This window comes from Xanthomonas citri pv. mangiferaeindicae, from assembly GCA_002240395.1.
Classification (GTDB): Bacteria; Pseudomonadota; Gammaproteobacteria; order Xanthomonadales; family Xanthomonadaceae; genus Luteimonas; species Luteimonas citri_A.
The window spans coordinates 2,026,674-2,044,500 of record CP016836.1 but is presented as its reverse complement, the minus strand read 5'-3'; the positions used below and the strand labels follow the sequence as shown (position 1 = coordinate 2,044,500).

The 17,827-nt window shown below is 69.2% G+C and carries 12 protein-coding genes and 1 pseudogene; 6 read left to right on the top strand and 7 right to left on the bottom strand.

Annotated elements, in window-relative coordinates:
* Positions 1–87: 87 nt before the first annotated feature.
* The gene (locus tag BEN78_08760) at positions 88–1,197 is read left to right on the top strand and encodes a hypothetical protein (protein ID ASR43451.1); all 1,110 of its coding nucleotides are present in this window, start codon (positions 88–90) and stop codon (positions 1,195–1,197) included.
* Between the two features lie 24 nt (positions 1,198–1,221).
* Positions 1,222–1,656: a hypothetical protein gene (locus tag BEN78_08755; protein ASR43450.1), complete on the top strand. Its 435-nt coding sequence runs from the start codon at positions 1,222–1,224 to the stop codon at positions 1,654–1,656.
* 28 nt (positions 1,657–1,684) lie between these two features.
* On the opposite strand, the gene BEN78_08750 is transcribed toward BEN78_08755, so the two are convergent.
* The gene (locus tag BEN78_08750; GenBank protein ID ASR43449.1) at positions 1,685–2,080 is read right to left on the bottom strand and encodes a hypothetical protein; all 396 of its coding nucleotides are present in this window, start codon (positions 2,078–2,080) and stop codon (positions 1,685–1,687) included.
* Positions 2,081–2,189: 109 nt separating this feature from the next.
* Between BEN78_08750 and BEN78_08745 the strand changes: the two genes are divergently transcribed.
* Both BEN78_08745 and BEN78_08740 read left to right on the top strand, forming a co-directional pair.
* Positions 2,190–2,546: a 6-carboxytetrahydropterin synthase QueD gene (locus BEN78_08745; GenBank protein ASR45030.1), complete on the top strand. Its 357-nt coding sequence runs from the start codon at positions 2,190–2,192 to the stop codon at positions 2,544–2,546.
* A gap of 216 nt (positions 2,547–2,762) precedes the next feature.
* Complete coding sequence (locus BEN78_08740; protein ASR43448.1) at positions 2,763–3,170, top strand: phasin-family protein; 408 nt, start codon at positions 2,763–2,765, stop codon at positions 3,168–3,170.
* 93 nt (positions 3,171–3,263) lie between these two features.
* On the opposite strand, the gene BEN78_08735 is transcribed toward BEN78_08740, so the two are convergent.
* From BEN78_08735 to BEN78_08720, 4 genes and pseudogenes are all read right to left on the bottom strand, one after another.
* On the bottom strand, positions 3,264–3,998 hold the full coding sequence (locus tag BEN78_08735) for a uracil-DNA glycosylase (protein ASR43447.1): 735 nt from the start codon (positions 3,996–3,998) through the stop codon (positions 3,264–3,266).
* The gene (locus BEN78_08730; protein ASR43446.1) at positions 3,991–4,941 is read right to left on the bottom strand and encodes a cell division protein FtsX; all 951 of its coding nucleotides are present in this window, start codon (positions 4,939–4,941) and stop codon (positions 3,991–3,993) included. The genes BEN78_08735 and BEN78_08730 overlap by 8 nt, the downstream gene beginning before the upstream one ends.
* A complete protein-coding gene (locus BEN78_08725) occupies positions 4,934–5,623 on the bottom strand; it encodes a cell division ATP-binding protein FtsE (GenBank protein ASR43445.1) in 690 nt (229 codons plus the stop codon). The genes BEN78_08730 and BEN78_08725 overlap by 8 nt, the downstream gene beginning before the upstream one ends.
* Before the next feature lie 379 nt (positions 5,624–6,002).
* A pseudogene (locus tag BEN78_08720) lies at positions 6,003–7,756 on the bottom strand (ATP-dependent RNA helicase RhlB).
* 201 nt (positions 7,757–7,957) lie between these two features.
* Between BEN78_08720 and BEN78_08715 the strand changes: the two are divergent.
* Positions 7,958–8,284, top strand: coding sequence for a thioredoxin (locus BEN78_08715; protein ASR43444.1), 327 nt, complete (start codon positions 7,958–7,960; stop codon positions 8,282–8,284).
* A 227-nt stretch (positions 8,285–8,511) separates the two neighbouring features.
* Positions 8,512–10,296, top strand: a complete 1,785-nt coding sequence (locus BEN78_08710; GenBank protein ID ASR43443.1) for a transcription termination factor Rho — start codon at positions 8,512–8,514, stop codon at positions 10,294–10,296.
* 125 nt (positions 10,297–10,421) lie between these two features.
* Here BEN78_08710 and BEN78_08705 read toward each other — a convergent pair whose 3' ends face one another.
* Together BEN78_08705 and BEN78_08700 are read right to left on the bottom strand one after the other, a co-directional pair.
* On the bottom strand, positions 10,422–11,123 hold the full coding sequence (locus BEN78_08705) for an aquaporin Z (protein ID ASR43442.1): 702 nt from the start codon (positions 11,121–11,123) through the stop codon (positions 10,422–10,424).
* Between the two features lie 410 nt (positions 11,124–11,533).
* On the bottom strand, positions 11,534–17,254 hold the full coding sequence (locus tag BEN78_08700) for a hypothetical protein (protein ASR43441.1): 5,721 nt from the start codon (positions 17,252–17,254) through the stop codon (positions 11,534–11,536).
* Positions 17,255–17,827: the final 573 nt, after the last annotated feature.

Below are 17,827 nucleotides of genomic sequence, written 5' to 3'. Positions count from 1 at the left end.
TTCATGGACGCATTAGGGTCGGCCCCAGATTGTCCGCCCCAGCGCCGCCGCCCAGACTGCGGGAGTCACGCGCCACAGGACCGCACGATGGGCATTCTCGAAGGGCTGGGCAACGCCGCCTCGCAGGTGGGCGGCGTGTTCAAGGGCGCCGGCGAGGTGCTCTGGGAAACCGGCGAGGGCGTCGCCACACTGGGCGCGAACGCCTTGAAGACCGGCTATGACCTCGGCCCGGCAGGCTGGTTGGCCGACGGCGCGTCGGCGCTCTACACGCAGGCGACCGGCGACACGCTCGATGTTCCCGACTGGCTGCCCTCGGCCGAACGCGGCGGCGAGCGCATGGAAGCTGCGGCCGACCTGGTCTCCACGATCGCGCGCAATCCGGGCCTGTTGGTCGATGCGGTCGTCGACCCGATCGTCGACGACTGGCAGGCCGGACGCTACGGCGAGGCGATCGGCCGCGGCGCCGCCGAACTGGTACTCACCGTCGCCGGCACCAAGGGCGTCGACAAGGCGGCCAAGGGCGCCTGGGCGGCCGACGCGGCCGGCGACGTCGCCGATGCCGCGCGCGTGGCCGAGCACGCACAGGGCCTGGGGGAAGGCGGACGCGCTGCTGCGCGCGGCAGCGAGACGGCGGACCTCGCCGATGTGCTTGCCCGCGCCGACACCGGCCGCACCGTCGGCGGGCGGCCCCTGCTGCGGTTCGACACGATGGACGACTTCAATGTCGCCGCGAATGCCGCGCGCCCCGACACGGTGTATGAGTTCGGCGACTACCGCTGGAGCACCGACGAGGCCGGCCGCGTGGTCAAGGCCGAAGGCAGCGTGTCGCTCGAGCCCGCCGGCCGCAACGATCCCGGCCTGCAGCGGCAGATCGGACACGAGGGCTATCCCACCGACGTGGGCTTCCACCTGATCGCCGATTCGTTCGCCGGCCCGACCAATCGCCTCAACGTCGTGCCCGGCAACGGCAAACCGTTGCCCGACGGCACCAAGAACCTCAACACCGGGGCCTACGGCCACCAGTTCGAGGGCCAGATCCGCGCACTCAAGCAGGAGAATCCGGAGCTGGATGTGCAGATCCGGGTCGAGCCCTACTACGACGCCGGCAACACGACATCGCGGCCTGACGGCTTCGTCGCTGCTTATCGACAGGAAGGCGGGAAGTGGGTGGAGTTCGATTTCGATAACATCCACTGATCCCTGAGTCTCGCCCGGAATCCCATGCTCGACGCCATCGCCATCCAGCAAGCCCAGGAACGGGTCGTGCGCGAAGTCGCCGCCTGCGTCACCGATGTGATGGAAGGCGAATGGGGCGCGCGCGAGTGGAAGCGCATCGGCCTGCATGCGGAGATCGACACCGAAGGCGGCCGCAGGATCAGCTCGCAGACCTCCGCGATCGCGGCCGCCCCTGCGCAGCCACTCGAAGACGTGGACTTCCGCCTCTCGCGCGCCGCCAAGGACGCGCTGGTGGCGCTGCGCGAGACCATGCGCGAGGAGCGCGGCGCGTGGTCGAGCGTGCTGTTGACGATCGAGCCGAGCGGCCGGTTCTCGTTCGATTTCTCCTACGAGCCACCGCGGCGGCTGGCCGGCGACCTGCTCTACTCGCCTCTCGACGGGTTCCTGGACCGCTACAAGGCCGAGACCGGCGCGCCCTAAGCGCACTGCCGCAGCGCACGCCTGCGCGTCATGCCGCCGGAGGTTCGGGGCGCAGCCACAGCCAGGTGCCGACGACCGCCATACAGCCGATCGGCAGCGCGGTCATCCACCAGCGATGGGCCGGGATCCACCACACGAGCGCGACCAGGATCACCGACGAGGCCAGCATCGTCACCGTCGCCAGCCACTTCGCGCGGCGGCTGACGGCGCGATGGGCCTGCCAGTCGCGGATCGATGGCCCAAAACGCGGGTGCGCAAGCAGCCAGCGATGCAGGCGCTCGGACCCGCGCGAAGCGGCCCAGGCCGCGATCAGGATGAACACCGTGGTCGGCAGGCCCGGCACGAAGATGCCCAGGATGCCGAGGCCCAGGCTGGCATAGGCCAGCAGCCACCAGGCCCAGCGGAAGCGCGCGCGACGATGCATGCCCGCATTCTATGCGCGGCCAACGCTGCGTCGCGTGTCCACGGACGCTATGCGACCTGCCCGCCACGCCGCGATTGCCGCGCCGCCAGCCACCCTCGACAATGCCGTCATGGATATCTTCAAGGTCTTCTCCGTCGAGGCGGCGCATCGCCTGCCCAACGTGCCACCCGGGCACAAATGCGCGCGGCTGCACGGCCACTCGTTCCAGATCGAGATCCACGTCTCGGGCGAGCCGGGCGAGCACTCGGGGTGGATCATGGACTTCGGCGATCTCAAGGCCGCGTTCGCGCCGCTCTACGCCCAGCTCGACCATCACTACCTCAACGACATCCCCGGGCTCGAGAACCCAACCAGCGAGCGCCTGGCGATCTGGATCTGGGAACGGCTCAAGCCGACCCTGCCGGCGTTGAGCGCGATCGTGATCCGCGAGACCTGCACCTCGGGCTGTCGCTACACCGGTCCCTGAGCGGCATCCGCTTGGTCGCCAGCCGATCACGGCGGACCCGCCCGAGCCAAGCCCCGTAGACCCGCGACCCGCCTTGGCAGCGCGCCCAAGCCGTTGATCCGCCTACGAAACTGAATACACAGCGACCGTTCGTCGGCTCGATGTTGCAATGCAACATAGACGCGCTATGCTGCATTGCACAAACCCGGCAGCCGCCGGCCCACGCAGGTAACCGCCATGTCCTACCAGTTCAACGAGCAGTTCACCGCCGCGTCGCGCCAGTTCGCCGATGCCGCAGCCCAGATCAACCGCCTGACCCTCGAGAATGTCGAGAAGGTCTTTGGCGTCCACTTCACCACGCTCGGCGAGAACGCCAACGCCACGTTCGCATTCGTCAACGAAGCGATCGAGGTCCGCGACCTCGACGGTATCAAGGCGCTGTGGCCCAAGGGCGCGCAGATTGCCCGTGAGAACGTCGAGCGTCTGGTCAGCGCGGGCCAGGAAGTCATCGGCCGCACCGTGAAGACCAACGAGGCGATCGCCGAACTCGCCAAGTCGCAGCTCGAATCGGCCACCGCCGACGTCCGTGCGCAGGCCGAGACCGTCGCCAAGGCGGCCGCGGGCAAGCCTACCGCCAAGCGTTGACCGCATGCGGGCCACGGCCCGCATGCCATCGAACACCCGGGCGCTCCCTCCCTCGCCCGGGCCGACCCGGCAGCTCGCGCTGCCGGGTTTTTTTTATGCGAGCGAAGCGCGCGGTGGCAGCGACCAGTCGATCGGCCGCTCGCCTCGGCGCTGCAGATAGTCGTTGGTGGCGGAGAAATGGCCGCAGCCCAGGAACCCGCGATGCGCCGACAGTGGTGAGGGATGGGTGCTGCGCAGTACCCGGTGGCGACGCGTGTCGACCAGCTTGCCCTTGGCCTGCGCATAGCTGCCCCATAGCAGGAACACCAAGCCTTCGCGCTCGCGGTTGAGGGTGTCGACGACGTGGTCGGTGAACCCCTCCCAGCCCTTGCCCTGGTGCGAGCCGGCCCGGCCTTCCTCGACCGTCAACACCGCATTGAGCAGCAGCACACCCTGGCGCGCCCAAGGCACCAACCAGCCGTGATCGGGTCTCGGCAGGCCGAGGTCGCGGGTGATCTCCTTGAACATGTTGTCCAGCGACGGCGGGATGCGCACGTCGGGCCGTACCGAAAACGACAGACCATGCGCCTGGCCGGGCCCGTGATAGGGGTCCTGCCCGAGGATGACGACTTTGACCGCGTCGAACGGAGTCGCGTCGAACGCGGCGAAGATGTCCGGACCCGGCGGGTGGATCCGCGCGCCCTCGGCGCGGCGTGTGCGCAGGAACGCCGACAGCGCCTGCATGTCGTCGCGGAGCAGCCAGTCGCCCACGCGCGCCTTCCACGAGGGCTCGAGTTTGATCCGGGAGGCGGTCTCGGCCGCGGGCGTCGTCGTGTGCGAATCAGGCATGGTCGGGACGCGTCTGGCGCAGGAAGTGGCCGGTGACGATCCCCCCACCCAGCCAGCCGAGTGCGGTCGAGCCGCCCAGCACCGCCAACACGCCGAGCGGCCCGAAGCCACGCAGCGCGAACGTGGCGCCGTAGCTGGCCGCGACTTCGGCCAGCGGCGCGCGCAACGCGGCCGCCGCCGCGCCCAGCAGCACCAGCGCGACCGCGCCCGAGGCCAGCCCGTACCAGGCGCCAAGATAGAGGAACGGCCGCCGGATGAAGCCGTCGGTCGCGCCCAGCAGCTGCAGCACGCCCAGTTCTTCGCGCCGCGACTGGATGTCCAACCGCACGGTGTTGCCCACGACCAGCAACGCGCCCAGCCCCAGCAGCGCGGCCAGGACCCAGACCACGCGCCCGCCCAGGCGCAGCCAGCCGTCGAGCCGCTGCCGCCACTGCGCGTCGTGCTGCACCAGTTCGGCCTCGGGCAGTTGGCGCAGCGCATCGGCCAGCAGCATCTCGTCGCCCGACGGGGTCAGGATCAGCACGTGCGGCAAGGGGTTCTCATCGAGGACGTCGATCGCCGGACCGAACTCGCCGCGCTCTCGCAGTTCCGCCAGGCCCTCGTCGGGCGTGCGGTGGACCACGCTGCCGACATCACCACGCGCGCGCAACTCGCCGGCCAGCGCGGCAGCGCGCTCGGCATCGACATCGCGCTGCAGGAACACGCTGATCTCGCGCGAGGCGTCGATGCTGCCGCCGAGCCGGCCGACGTTGTCGAGCACCAGCCACAGGCCGAGCGGCAGGGCCAGCGCGACGGCCATCACGCCGATAGTCAGCGCGGTCGACCAGGGCCTGCGGAACACGCGCCCCAGGCTGGCGACGAAGCTGTAGACATGGTGGTCGACCCAGGTGCCGACCGGGGACGCGCCGGTGCGGGCCGGCTGGTTGCGAGGCGCCTCAGGCATCGGCGAGATCCTCCGGCGCAATGTCGTCGACCAGGGTGCCGTGGTCGAGCACGAGCGTGCGTTTCTTCATGCGCTTGACCAGGCCCAGGTCGTGGCTGGCGATCAGCACGCTGGTGCCGCGCTCGGGCAACTCGGCGAACAGCGCCATGATCTCGGCCGACAACGTCGGGTCGAGGTTGCCGGTGGGTTCGTCGGCGACCAGCAGCCGCGGCTCGCCGACGATCGCGCGCGCGATCCCGACCCGCTGCTGCTCGCCGGCCGACAGCTGCGTGGGCAGCGCGCGCTCGCGGTTGCCCAGGCCCAGCCGCTCGAGCGCACTGCGCACCCGCTTGCCGATCTCGCCGCGGCGCTGGCCGCGCAGGATCAGCGGCAGCGCGATGTTGTCGAACACGCTGCGGTCCGACAGCAGCCGATGGTCCTGGAACACCACGCCCACATCGCGGCGATGCAGCGCCACGCCGCGCCCGCGCACCTTCAGCAGGTTGCGCTCGGCGAACACCACCGCGCCGCGGCTGGGCCGCTCGGCCAGGTGGATCAGCTTGAGCAGCGTGCTCTTGCCCGCGCCCGAGTGGCCGGTGACGAACAACAGTTCGCCCGCCGACACGGCAAAATTGACATCCGACAGCGCCACATGGCCGCCGGCGTACTGCTTGCTCACGTTGTCGAATCGCAGAACGCTCATGCGCAGGATTATTGCAGGGAACGCGTGCAGGGCGCTGTCACCGGATCGGCGCGACGCAAGGCCCCTTCCCCCGTTGACGGGGGAAGGTTGGGATGGCGGCGATTCCACCGTCGAGTCGCTCGGACCGCGTTGTCGTCATCGGAACCATCTCCCCCACCCAACCCTCCCCCGCGCGCGGGGAGGGCTTGCGCATACAGCGGTCCGCGCACCTGGGCCACCCCCCGCGCGCGGGGGAGGGCTCGCAACGCTGACCGACACCGGCGCACAAGCCTCCCTCACGCGGGGACGCAAGCCAAAGATTCTGCGTCTGGTCCGGAATCCACGGAATGAAGAAGCCCCGCTTGAGCGGGGCTTCTTGGACCTACGACCTCGCGCCGGATCAGCGCGAATCGCCACCCGACACCAGACGACGCAGCCCACGGCCGATGCGGCTGAGCAGCGACGGCGCCTTCTCGGCCGCCGCGGTCGGCGCCAGGCGCTGGGTCGGACGCACTTCGCGCGGACCCTTGCCGTCGTTGCCGCCATTGCCGCGCGGCTTGGACTCGGTCGACTTCGTCTCGCCGGTCTGCAGCGCCGTGGCGTCCGCACCCTCGACCTTCTTGCCGCCACGACGGCGGCGACGCTTGCGCGGCGGACGCGACTCGTCCGGCATCGCCTGGGCGACGGCGCCGGCGGCGTCAATGACCGGCTTGGCCGGCGCGGCGGATGCATCGACCGTCGTCGCGTCCGGCCGCGGGGCGCGGGGCTTGCGCGGACCGCGCTCGCCACGACCTTCGCCACCGCCCGCACGCGGACCCCGCGAACCCGGCGCGCCGCGCGCCCCCCCGGACCACCACGACCGCCACCACGCTTGGCGTCCTCGGCAGCACGCGCCTCGCGGACCTCGCGGAAGATCTCACCGACGCTCTCGCCCTCGGCGGCATCGACCTCGACGCCTTCGCGCGGCTTGCGCGGCAGCGGCGTCAGCAACTCCTGGGTGACCGGCTCGGACGGGATCTTCTGCTCGATATAGGCCTCGATATCCGGCAGCGAGGTCGCGTAGCGCTCGCAGGCGAAGCTGATCGCATCGCCCTCGGCGCCCAGACGCGCGGTGCGCCCGATGCGGTGCACGTAGTCCTCGGCGTCGAACGGCAGGTCGTAGTTGAAGACGTGGCTCACGCCATCGATATGCAGGCCGCGGGCGGCAACGTCGGTCGCCACCAGCAACTCCAGCTGGCCGGCCTGGAACTTCTTGAGCAGCGACTCGCGCTTCTTCTGCGGCACATCGCCCGAGAGCACGCCGACGCGGTAGCCGGCTTTCTCCAGCGCGCGCGCGACCCGCTCGACGAACGCCTTGGTGTTGACGAACACCATCGTGCGCGCGCCTTCGCTGCGCGACAGCAGGCCGATCAGCAGCGGCAGCTTCTCGTCGTCGGCCGGGTAATACATGCGCTGGCGCACGCGCGCGGCGGTGATCGACTCGGTTTCCACGACGAGCTTCTCGGGCTCGTTCATGTGCTCGTAGGCGAGTTCGAGCACGCGGTGGCTGAGAGTGGCGGAGAACAGCAGCGTCTGGCGCTCGGTGCGCACCGGCATGCGACGCAACAGGAAACGGATGTCCTTGATGAAGCCCAGGTCGAACATCCGGTCGGCCTCGTCGAGCACGCACATCTCGCAGGCGTGCAGGCTGACGACCTTGTGCTGCTTGACGTAGTCGATCAGCCGGCCGGGGGTCGCGATGATGACGTCGGCGCCCTCCTGCAGGATCTGGCGCTGCTTGTCGTAGTCGACGCCGCCGTAGACCAGCGCGAACTTCAGGCCCAGCTCGCTGCCGAACTTGACCGCGTCCTTATGGATCTGGATCGCCAGTTCGCGGGTCGGCGCCAGGATCAGCGCGCGCGGGTCCTCGGGCTTGCGGTCGGCCAGGGCCGGGCGGGTCAACAGGCGATTGATCACCGCGACCAGGAACGCCAGCGTCTTGCCGGTGCCGGTCTGGGCCTGGCCGGCGACGTCACGGCCATTGAGCGCCAGCGGCAGCGTCAGCGCCTGAATCGGGGTGCAGCGGGTGAAGCCCGCGCCTTCCAGGCCGGCCTGCAGGGCCGGATGCAGCTCGAAGGAGGCGAAGGTGAGGTCGGTCAGGGGTTTGTCGCTCATGCGTAGGTCTGTATCCGGGCGTCGCCGGCAATGGGCGCCGCGTGCTTGCGTGGGAGGCATCCGCGACGCAGACTGCCTGGATGCAGGACGCGTGGGTCGTCCCGCGGATGCGCCGCCTTGATTCGGGCCGACGATCCCCCACTTTACCATCCATCCCGGCGCCGCTGCCGCAGCCGGCGCCTCCTTGATCCGGAGAAGCCCGTGAGCGAACGCGTCATCCATGCCACCGATTCCGACTTCGACGCCACCGTGCTGCAGGCCGACGTGCCGGTGCTGGTGGACTTCTGGGCGCCGTGGTGCGGCCCCTGCCGGATGATCGCCCCGGCGCTGGACGAACTGGCCGGCGACTACGCCGGGCGCGCCAAGGTGGTCAAGGTCGACGTCGACCAGAACCAGGCCACCGCGCTGAAGTACCACGTGCGCTCGATCCCGATGCTGCTGGTGTTCAAGGACGGCCAGGTCCACGGCACCCAGATCGGCGCGGTCGGCAAGGCCCAATTGGCCCAACTGATCGACAAGGCGCTCTGAGCACGCCTCCCGCGGCGGCCCCAGCGCCGCCGCAAACGGCCTCGGCCTGAATCGCCATCGCCGCAACCGCTTGCCGACGCCCCCGCGGCGATGCTAGGTTTGCGCGACTCCGGTAGGCATTCGCCTGCCGCACCCATCTGAACTGCACCTGCCGGGCGTGATCTCCCGGCCCTGCCCGTTTCCACCTTCCGCCCTCCGGGCGCTCGCACCGAGCGAGGATTCTGCTCTTGTCCGACAACACCCCTGACGACGCCGGCACGCCGGCCGCCGACACTGCCGTCAAGCGCGTCCGCAAGCCCCGCGCGGCCAAAAAGCCCGCCGACGCTGCATCCGACGCCCCCCAGCCCCAACTCCAGCTGCCCGCCCAGGACGCCCCTGCCGCCCCGGCCCCTCCGCGTCCGGCCGCCGAGCCCCCGGCATCGCCCGCTCCTGAGGCGCCGCGCCCGCAGCCGCCGAAGGCCCCGCCCGCCGCAGCCAGCGATGGCGCGCCGCAAGACGGCGGACAGCGCCACGAGCCGCGCAACGGCGGCGAACCCCGCCACGGTGGTGAGCGTCAGGGCGGCGAGCCGCGCCCGCAGCAGCAGCCTTACCAGAACAACCGGCAGGATCGCCAGGACCAGGGCAACCGCCGCGACCGCTTCAAGAACCGGCGCGACCGCCAGCGCGGCGGCCGCGATGACGGCCTGCCGCAGGACGGCGGCAACGACCACGCGCAGCGCCTGCCGCCGCCGAACGTGCCCGAGGGCTTCCCGCAGTACTCGCTGAGCGACCTGAAGCGGATGCCGGCGCACAAGCTGCTCGACATCGCCGACCAGCTCGCGATCGAGGGCGTGGCCCGCGCCCGCAAGCAGGACGTGATCTTCGCGCTGCTCAAGGTCCTGACCCGCCACGGCGAGGGCGTCGTCGCCGACGGCGTGCTCGAGATCCTGCCCGACGGCTACGGCTTCCTGCGCGCAGCCGAGGCCAGCTACCTGGCCGGCCCGGACGATGTCTACATCTCGCCCAGCCAGATCCGCCGCTTCAACCTGCGCACCGGCGACCACCTGCTCGGCCGCATTCGCTGGCCGAAGGACGGCGAGCGCTACTTCGCGCTGTCGGTCGTGGACACGATCAACGGCGAGCCGCCGGAAGCCAGCAAGGGCAAGGTGCTGTTCGAGAACCTGACCCCGCTGTTCCCGCGCAAGCGCTTCAAGCTCGAGCGTGGCGACGGCTCCAGCGAGGACATCGCCGGCCGCGTCCTCGACCTCATGGCCCCGCAGGGCAAGGGCCAGCGCGCCCTGATCGTCTCGCCGCCCAAGGCCGGCAAGACGATGATGATGCAGCAGGTCGCCAGCGCCATCACCTACAACCACCCCGACGTGCATCTGATCGTGCTGCTGATCGACGAGCGGCCCGAGGAAGTGACCGAGATGCAGCGCACCGTGCGCGGCGAGGTCATCAGCTCGACGTTCGACGAGCCGGCCGCGCGCCACGTGCAGGTCGCCGAAATGGTGATCGAGCGCGCCAAGCGCCTGGTCGAGCACAAGAAGGACGTGGTCATCCTGCTCGACTCGATCACCCGCCTGGCCCGTGCCTACAACAACGTCGTGCCGAGCTCGGGCAAGGTGCTCACCGGCGGCGTCGACGCCAACGCGATGCATCGGCCCAAGCGCTTCTTCGGCGCGGCCCGCAACGTCGAGGAAGGCGGCTCGCTGACGATCATCGCCACCGCGCTGGTCGACACCGGCAGCGCGATGGACAAGGTGATCTATGAAGAGTTCAAGGGCACCGGCAACTCGGAAGTGCACCTGGACCGCCGCATCACCGAAAAGCGCGTCTACCCGGCGATCAACGTCAATCAGTCGGGCACCCGCCGCGAGGATCTGCTGATCGAGCCGGAGCTGCTGCAGAAGATCTGGATCCTGCGCAAGCTGCTGCATCCGATGGACGAGATCGCCGCGATGGAGTTCCTGCTCGACAAGATGAAGAGCACGAAGTCCAACGACGAGTTCTTCTCGTCGATGAAGCGCTGAAGCCCCCAGCCTTCCCGAAGAACGCCCCGCATCGCGGGGCGTTCTTCGTTCTGCGGTCATCGCGGCTTCACGGGAACGCAGCCGCATTCGTAACGAGCTTTCTCACGACCGACATCGCCAGTCCCTCAGAGCTCACGACGCGGCGCCAATACCAGACGATGCAGCACACCACCGGCCGCACCGGCGACGAGCGGCACTAGCCAGAACACCCAGAGCTGCTGCAGCGCCGCGCCGCCCTGAAACAACGCCACGCCGGTGCTGCGCGCCGGGTTGACCGAGGTATTGGTGACCGGAATGCTCACCAGGTGGATCAGCGTCAGCGCCAGGCCGATCGCCAGCGGCGCAAACGGCGCGGTCACCGGCTTGGCGGTCACGCCCAGCACGATCACGGTAAACAGCATTGTCAGCACGAACTCGATAACGATGGCCGCCTCCAGCGGATAGCCGGCCGGCGAATGCGCGCCGTAGCCGTTGGTGGCGAAGCCATGGCTGGAGTCGAAGACCGGGCTGGCACTGGCGATGTAGTACAACACCGCCGCCGCGCAGATCGCGCCGGCGGTCTGCGCGATGACGTAAGGCACGACGCGACCTGCGGTGATGCGCCTTGCCACCCAACACGACAACGTGATCGCGGGATTGAAGTGGCCGCCCGAGATCGCGCCCAGCGCATAGGCCATGGTCACGACGCTCAGGCCGAAGGCGAACGAGACACCGAGGGTGCCGATCCCCGCGCCAGGCGAGGACGCCGCCAGCACCGCGGCACCGCAGCCGCCCAGGACCAGCCAGAAAGTACCGATGAATTCTGCGACCAGGGGTTTGTAGTTCATGGGACGCGCACCTCTTTCAGGAGAATGACCGCCGGATGGCGGGTGGAAACGAACGCAGCCGTTGACCTGTCCAGGGATCGATCGCGTTCGGAGAACACGCACTTGCAGGACATCCTTGGCGCACGCTGTCGGGCCCGCCGCACATGGCACGGCATTGATACGCACGTGGCGTAACCCGAACGCGGTTCGGCGCTCCCCACAAGCAGGACGGTCTGGCAGCCGGGAAGACGATGGCGACCGCGAAGACTGCGCCCTGCCCCCCCCCTGCGGGGAGCAAGCGCGAAGACCGGGCCTTCCCCCTGCGGAAGCGCGAAGACCGAGCCCGTCCCACCTTCGGGAAGCACGAAGACCGAGCCCTCCCCCGCCTGCGGGGGAGGGTTGGGTGGGGGCGACACCGCACCTGTGATGCATCACCAACCCACCTTCACGCCGACGCTCGCCGACAGGTCATCGCTGCGGCTGCGGCTCTGATCACCGTGCGCCCACAACTTGCTGACTTCGCCGAACAGGCTCACCTCGTTGTTCACCGACAACGTGCCACCCATCGCCAGCTCGCTGCTGCGGCCACCGGTCGGCGTCACGATGTCCGCCGTCGCCGACGGGCCGATGAAGCGCGCCACGTCCTGATCCGAGCGCGTGCGGTAGTAGTTCACCCGCGTGTACGGCTGCAGCAGCCCCGCGCCGGTCTCGAACTCGCCCTTCAGCCGCAGGCCCACACGCGCCGTCAGGCTGTTGGCCGCGTCCTGCTGCACCAACGCATTGGCGATCTCGACATCGTCGTTGTCCAGACGCTGGTAGATCAGCTGCAGCTGCGGCTCGAGCTGCCAGTCGCGTCCGATCGGGAACGCCTGGCCGACTTCCACCGACGCCGTCCGGCTGTCGCCATCGCCCGACACCATGTCGCCGATCGTCGGGATCAGCTTGTAGCGCAGCCGGCCGCCCTGCAGCACCGTATCGACGTAGAAGCCGTTCTCGGCCTCGAAGGTGCCGTACAGACCGACGAACTTGCTGTCGAGATCGGTGCGGCCCACCGCCAGGTTCGTGCTGCCACGGGCCGAGCCTGCGACCTCCATCTCGCCGGCCAAGGTGCCGAAGTAGGCGCCGACGTGCCAATTGCCGTTGGCCCACACGTCGGAGCCGATCTGCAGGCCGTTCTGGCGCCCACGGCTGCTCGGCGTCGCGTCGCCGCCCTGCTTCAGGCTGCGATCGATGCTGACCAGGCGGCCCCAGGACTGCCGATACCCGGCCGACTCCGAGCCGCTGCCCATCGTCGCGTCGCCCAGGCGCTGGTGCAGGTTGCCGAGCATGCCGGCCGCTGATTCGCGGAACTGACCGCCCAGCGATCCGAACAGCGCCGCCTCACCGCGATTGCTCGAGCGCAGGTACCAGTTCTCGCCCAGGCCCGCGGCATCGGCGGCATACAGCCGGTACTCGAACGCACCCGCATCGACGAAATCTCCGACCAGCGAGAAGCCGTCCTTGGTCGTCTGCGCGGTGGTCGTTGCGCCGTTGATCGCACGGACCACTTCGATGCCGTCGCCGGTGGTCTGCGCCCCGAGACCGTCGCGGTTGGTGAGGTCGATCAGCGTGCGACCACTCACCGCACCGCCATCGATCACCAACCGGTCGGTCGGGCTGGACGAGTCGCCCAGCGCTGCGCTCATCCGCAGCACGCCACCGTCGCCGACGTAGTCGCCACGCACGGTCAGCGTCGTGCCCGGGGTCGCGCCCATCAGCGACACGGTGCCGGCGTTGCGCAGACCGGCCACCGTCTGGTCGTAGCCAGCGAGGTCCAGCGTGCCGTCGGCGGCGACCTCATGCCGCGAGTTGGCACTGAACGCGTTGGCCATCGCCACCTGTAGCGAACCACTGGCCACTTCGGTCACGCCCGTATAGGTGTTGCCGCCGCCGAAGGTCACTTGGCCGGCGCCCTCCTGACGCACGCGACCGGTGCCGGACACCACGCCATCGAAGCGCACCGCATCGGACCGGTCGAACACCAAGGCGCCGGCGTTGGCGACGTTGCCGACCAGACTGCCCGTGGTCCCGCCACTGCCGACCTGCAGCGTGCCGGCCGAGATGGTCGTGCCGCCGGTATAGGTGTTGTCGCCGACGAGAACGGTGGTGCCCGTCCCCGCCTGCGTCAGGTGCCCGGTACCGGAGATGGCGCCGGTCAGCGTCGTCTCGTCCGAGCGGTTCATCACCAGCGCGGCGTTGTTGACGATGTCGCCGGCCAGGCTGCCGCTGGTGCCGCCGTCGCCGACCTGCACGGTGCCCGCCGAGATGGTCGTGCCGCCGGTGTGGGTGTTGGCGCCGGTCAGCACCGTGGTACCGGTACCGGCCTGGGTCAGGTGACCCGTGCCCGACATGGCGCCGGCCAGCGTCACGGCGTCACTGCGGTCGATGGCCAGCGTGCCGTTGTTGACGATGTCGCCGGCGATGTGGCCGCTCGTGCCGCCGTCACCAAGCTGCAGCGTGCCGGCCGAGATCGTCGTGCCGCCGGTGTAGCCGTTGTCGGCCGTCAGCGTCAGCGTGCCGGTGCCGGCCTTGGTCAGGGCGCCGGGGCCAGCGATCGCACCACCCAGCGTCACCGCGTAGGCCTGCGTGTCGATCGTGCCGCCACCGGCCCGCGCAGCGATCGCGCGATCGCTGTCCAGGTCGGCCAGCGCCCGCAGCGTGCCGCCGTCGAGGGTCACCCCACTGGTGGAAGCACCGAGGTTGGCGTCTTCGGAGATCGCCACCGCACCACCGTTGACCGTCGTACCGCCGGTGTAGGTGTTGGCACCGCCGAGCACCAGGGTGCCAGCGTCGGTCTTGACCACACCCACATCGCCTTGCAGCACCGCGTCGATCGTCGCGGTGAAGTCGGCACCGGCCGTCGTGCCATCGCCAACCCGGATCGCGGCCCCATTCGCATCGTCAGCGACCAATGTCAGCGCGTCGCCCTGCACCACGTAGCCGTCGGTCGCAAACTGCATGCCACCGGCGACCACGTCTCCCAGGCTGTTGTCGACATCCACTGTGCCCGCCGCGCCGGCGAAGATCGCGAACGCGCCACTGTTGTGCGGGGCATTGAGCGTGCCGTCGGCATCGGTCCAGTTGTCGTTGCCCGCACGTGCTTGCCAGGTGCCGTCGCCGCCGCTGATCGTGCCGTCGTTGCGCCCACCCGCGTCGCCGTCCCAGAAGTTGAGCGTCAGCCCGGTCGCGTTGACCAGATTGACTTGGTTCGCGATCGAGGTCTGCACGCTGATCTGCGCCGGATCCAGCATCGTGCCGAGATCGAGCGTGTTGTTGGTCAGCGCGCCGCCATAGCTGATGACGCGATAAAGGCCGGTGCCGAATTCGCCGCCGGGCGACTGGGTCGCATTCAAGGTCCCGTCGAGCACCAGATCGCCTTCGACCACAGTCAGATCGTTGAGCGGACCGCCGACCGTGCCGGCTTGGCCGAACTGGTAATCGAGCACCGCACCGTCGGCCAGCGACAGATCACCGGCAATCGTCAGCGTACCCGGCGCACCCGCGCTCGCACCCGGCGCCAAGGTGGCACCGCTGGCGACCGCCACATCGCCGCCGACGATGCCGGCACCGCCGATCGTCGCGCCGCTGGCGACCGTGGTCGCGCCCGTGGCAGCACGCTGGTCGCCGTTGACCAGCAACGCACCGGCCGCGACATCGGTCGCACCGGTGTAGGCATTGGTGCCCGTCAGCACCGTGGTGCCGGCGCCGTCCTGCACCACACGCCCACGTCCGGAAATCGTGCCGTCGAACGAGTGCACATCCGAGCGGTCGAACACCAGTACGGCGTCCAACAAAATGTCGCCGACCAGGCCACCGACCACCACGTCGCCGACCACGCTGCCGCTGGTGCCGCCGTCGCCCAGCCGCAACGTGCCGTTCAAGACCGTCGTACCGCCGGTGTAGGTGTTGTCGCCGGTCAGCGTCGTGGTGCCGAAGCCGGTCTGCAGCACGCGGCCATTGCCGGAGATCGTGCCTGCAAGGGTCAACGCATCGCTGCGCCGGATCTCCAACGTGGCGTTGTTGACCACATCGCCGACCAGGCCGCCGGTGGTGCCGCCCGCCCCCAACTGCAGCGTGCCGGCCGTGATCGTCGTGCCGCCGGTGTAGGTGTTGTCGGCCGTCATGACCGTCGTGCCATCGCCGATCTGGTGCACCTGGCCGTTGCCGGAGACGAGGTTGCCCAGCGTCGCCGTCCCGGACCGGTCCACCGCCAGCGTCGCGTTGTTGACGATATCGCCGAGCACGCTGCCGGTGGTGCCACCATCGCCCAGTTGCAGCGTGCCGCCCTCGATCGTCGTGCCGTCGGTGTAGGTGTTGTCGGCGCTCAGCACCAGCGTGCCGGCGTCGGTCTTGGCCACCGCCGTGTCGCCCTGCAGCACCGTGTCCAGGGTGGCGGTATAGCCCGCACCCGCGGTCGTGCCGTCGCCTACCCGCAACGTCGCGCTGCCGGTGCCGTCGTCGATCAGCGTCAGCGCATTGCCCGCCACGCGGTACCCGTCGGTCGCGAACTGCAGACCGTTCGCGGTCACGGCACCGACGCTGTTGTCCACGGTCACCGTGCCGGCCGTGCCGGCGAAGACTGCGAAGGCACCGTCCGAATAGGTCGCATTGATCGAGCCGTCGGCGTCGGTCCAGCTGTCGTCGCCACCGACCGTACGCGCCTGCCAGCTGCCGTTACCGCCATCGACAACACCATCGTTGCGACCGCCCGCCTTGCCGTCCCAGAAATTCAGGCTCAGGCCGGCGGTATTGACCAGGTTGACTTGGTTGGCCACCGAGGTCTGCACGTTGAACGTCGCCGGGTCCAGCCCGGCGCCCAGCGACAGGCCGTTGTTGGTCAGTGCACCGTCGTAACTGATGACGCGATACAGGCCGCCGCCGAAGGTGCCGCCAGGCGATGCGGTTGCGCTCAGGATGCCGTCGAGCACCAGGTCGCCTTCGACCACGGTCAGGTCGTTGAGCGCGCCGCCCACCGTGCCGGCCTGGCCGAACTGGTAAGCGAGTGCGCTGCCGGCCGACAGCGACAGGTCGCCGGCAATCGTCAGCGTGCCCGGGGCGCCCGCACTGGCGCCCGGCGACAGCGTGGCGCCATCGGCGATCACGACATCGCCGCCGATCACACCGCTACCGCCGACCGTCGTGCCACGGGCCGTCGTGACCGTTCCGGTCGCGGCGCGCTGGTTGCCGTTGACCAGCAGCGTGCCGGCCAGGACCTCGGTCGCACCGGTGTAGCTGTTGGCGCCGGACAGCGTGGTGGTCCCCGCACCCGATTGGGTCAAGGTGCCGCTGCCGGAGATCGCGCCACCGAGTGCGATCGCGTTGCTGCGTTCGACGACCAGCGCGGCATTGTTGACGATGTTGCCGACCACGCTGCCGACAGTCCCGCCGTTGCCCAGCTGCAGCGTGCCGGCCGAAATCGTCGTGCCGCCGGTGTAGGTCTGGTCGGCGGTCACCGTCGTGGTGCCGGTGCCGGCCTGGGTCAGGCTGCCACTGCCCGACACGCCGCCGCCGAGTGTGTAGGCATTGGAACGGTTGATCACCAATGCGCCGTTGTTGACGATGGGACCGACCACGTTGCCGCTCGTCCCCCCATTGCCCAACTGCAGCGTGCCTGCCTCGATGGTCGTGCCACCGGCGTAGGTGTTGTTGCCGGTGTAAACCAGCGTGCCGGGACCGCGCTTGACGACACTCCCCGCGCCGGTGATCGTTTGGGAGATCGTGAATGCATTGGTCGGGCTGGCGATGTCGAACGCCCCACCGGTGTCTTCGATCACGATCTGGCGCGCCGTGCTGGTGAAGGCGTCGCCTGCCACGCGCAAAGTGCCGCCAGCGAGCAGAGTCAGGCTGCCCGAGGTCGCGCCCAGCGCCCCTTCCGAAGACGCGGTCAGCGTGCCGCCAAAGATCTGCCAAGGAGTGACCGCGGCTGTGGTGCCGGTCAGTGTCCAATCTACCCCGAGCACCTGAAAGCGACCGAACCCACGATACTTCGCTGCATCCCCGATCTCGGCGACATCGAGGGCGCCGGTGCGATTATCGCTCGTTCCGCCGAGAATCAGGCTGTCATTACGACTGAACGCGAAGACGGTGCCATTAATGACGCCGCCGGGTTGCAACTCCAGAGTATTGGTGCCGCCGGTGAAGAGAATTCCATTGGTCCTGGCGCCGTTGCCATTCTGCCCACCTGAAATGATGCCGGCATTGCTCACATAGACGTTTGATCCCAGGACGCCGTAGCCGCCCGGCTGTGCGCCACCGCCACCATTGCCGCCGGAGATGGTGCCGAAGTTCCGAATCGTTGCCCTATTTTCCGAGCTAGTGCCCCCGGACGCGATGATCCCGTGCCCCCCCCGCGTCCAGGCAGGGCATCTGCCGCGATGATTCGGCCAGTTGTAGTGTTGATGAGTTCCACCCCGTCTTGGGACATCCCGACAGCACTACCGGCATTGCCGTTGTTCGTCCCGCCGCCCGCCTGAATGAGGCCGCTATTACGATGGCCTTTACCCCCACGCAGCTCGGCCCCTGCCCCACCGCTGTAGTCGTAACCAGACGATGGCCCTCCAATCAGGCTGCCGGTGTTGTTCATGATGTTCCCGGCGTCGAATACCCCACCGGGCGCACCAGCTTGCGCATGCGCGAGTGGGATCGCTCCCGCGAATAACCCCGCCGACAACAACGCGGCACCGATC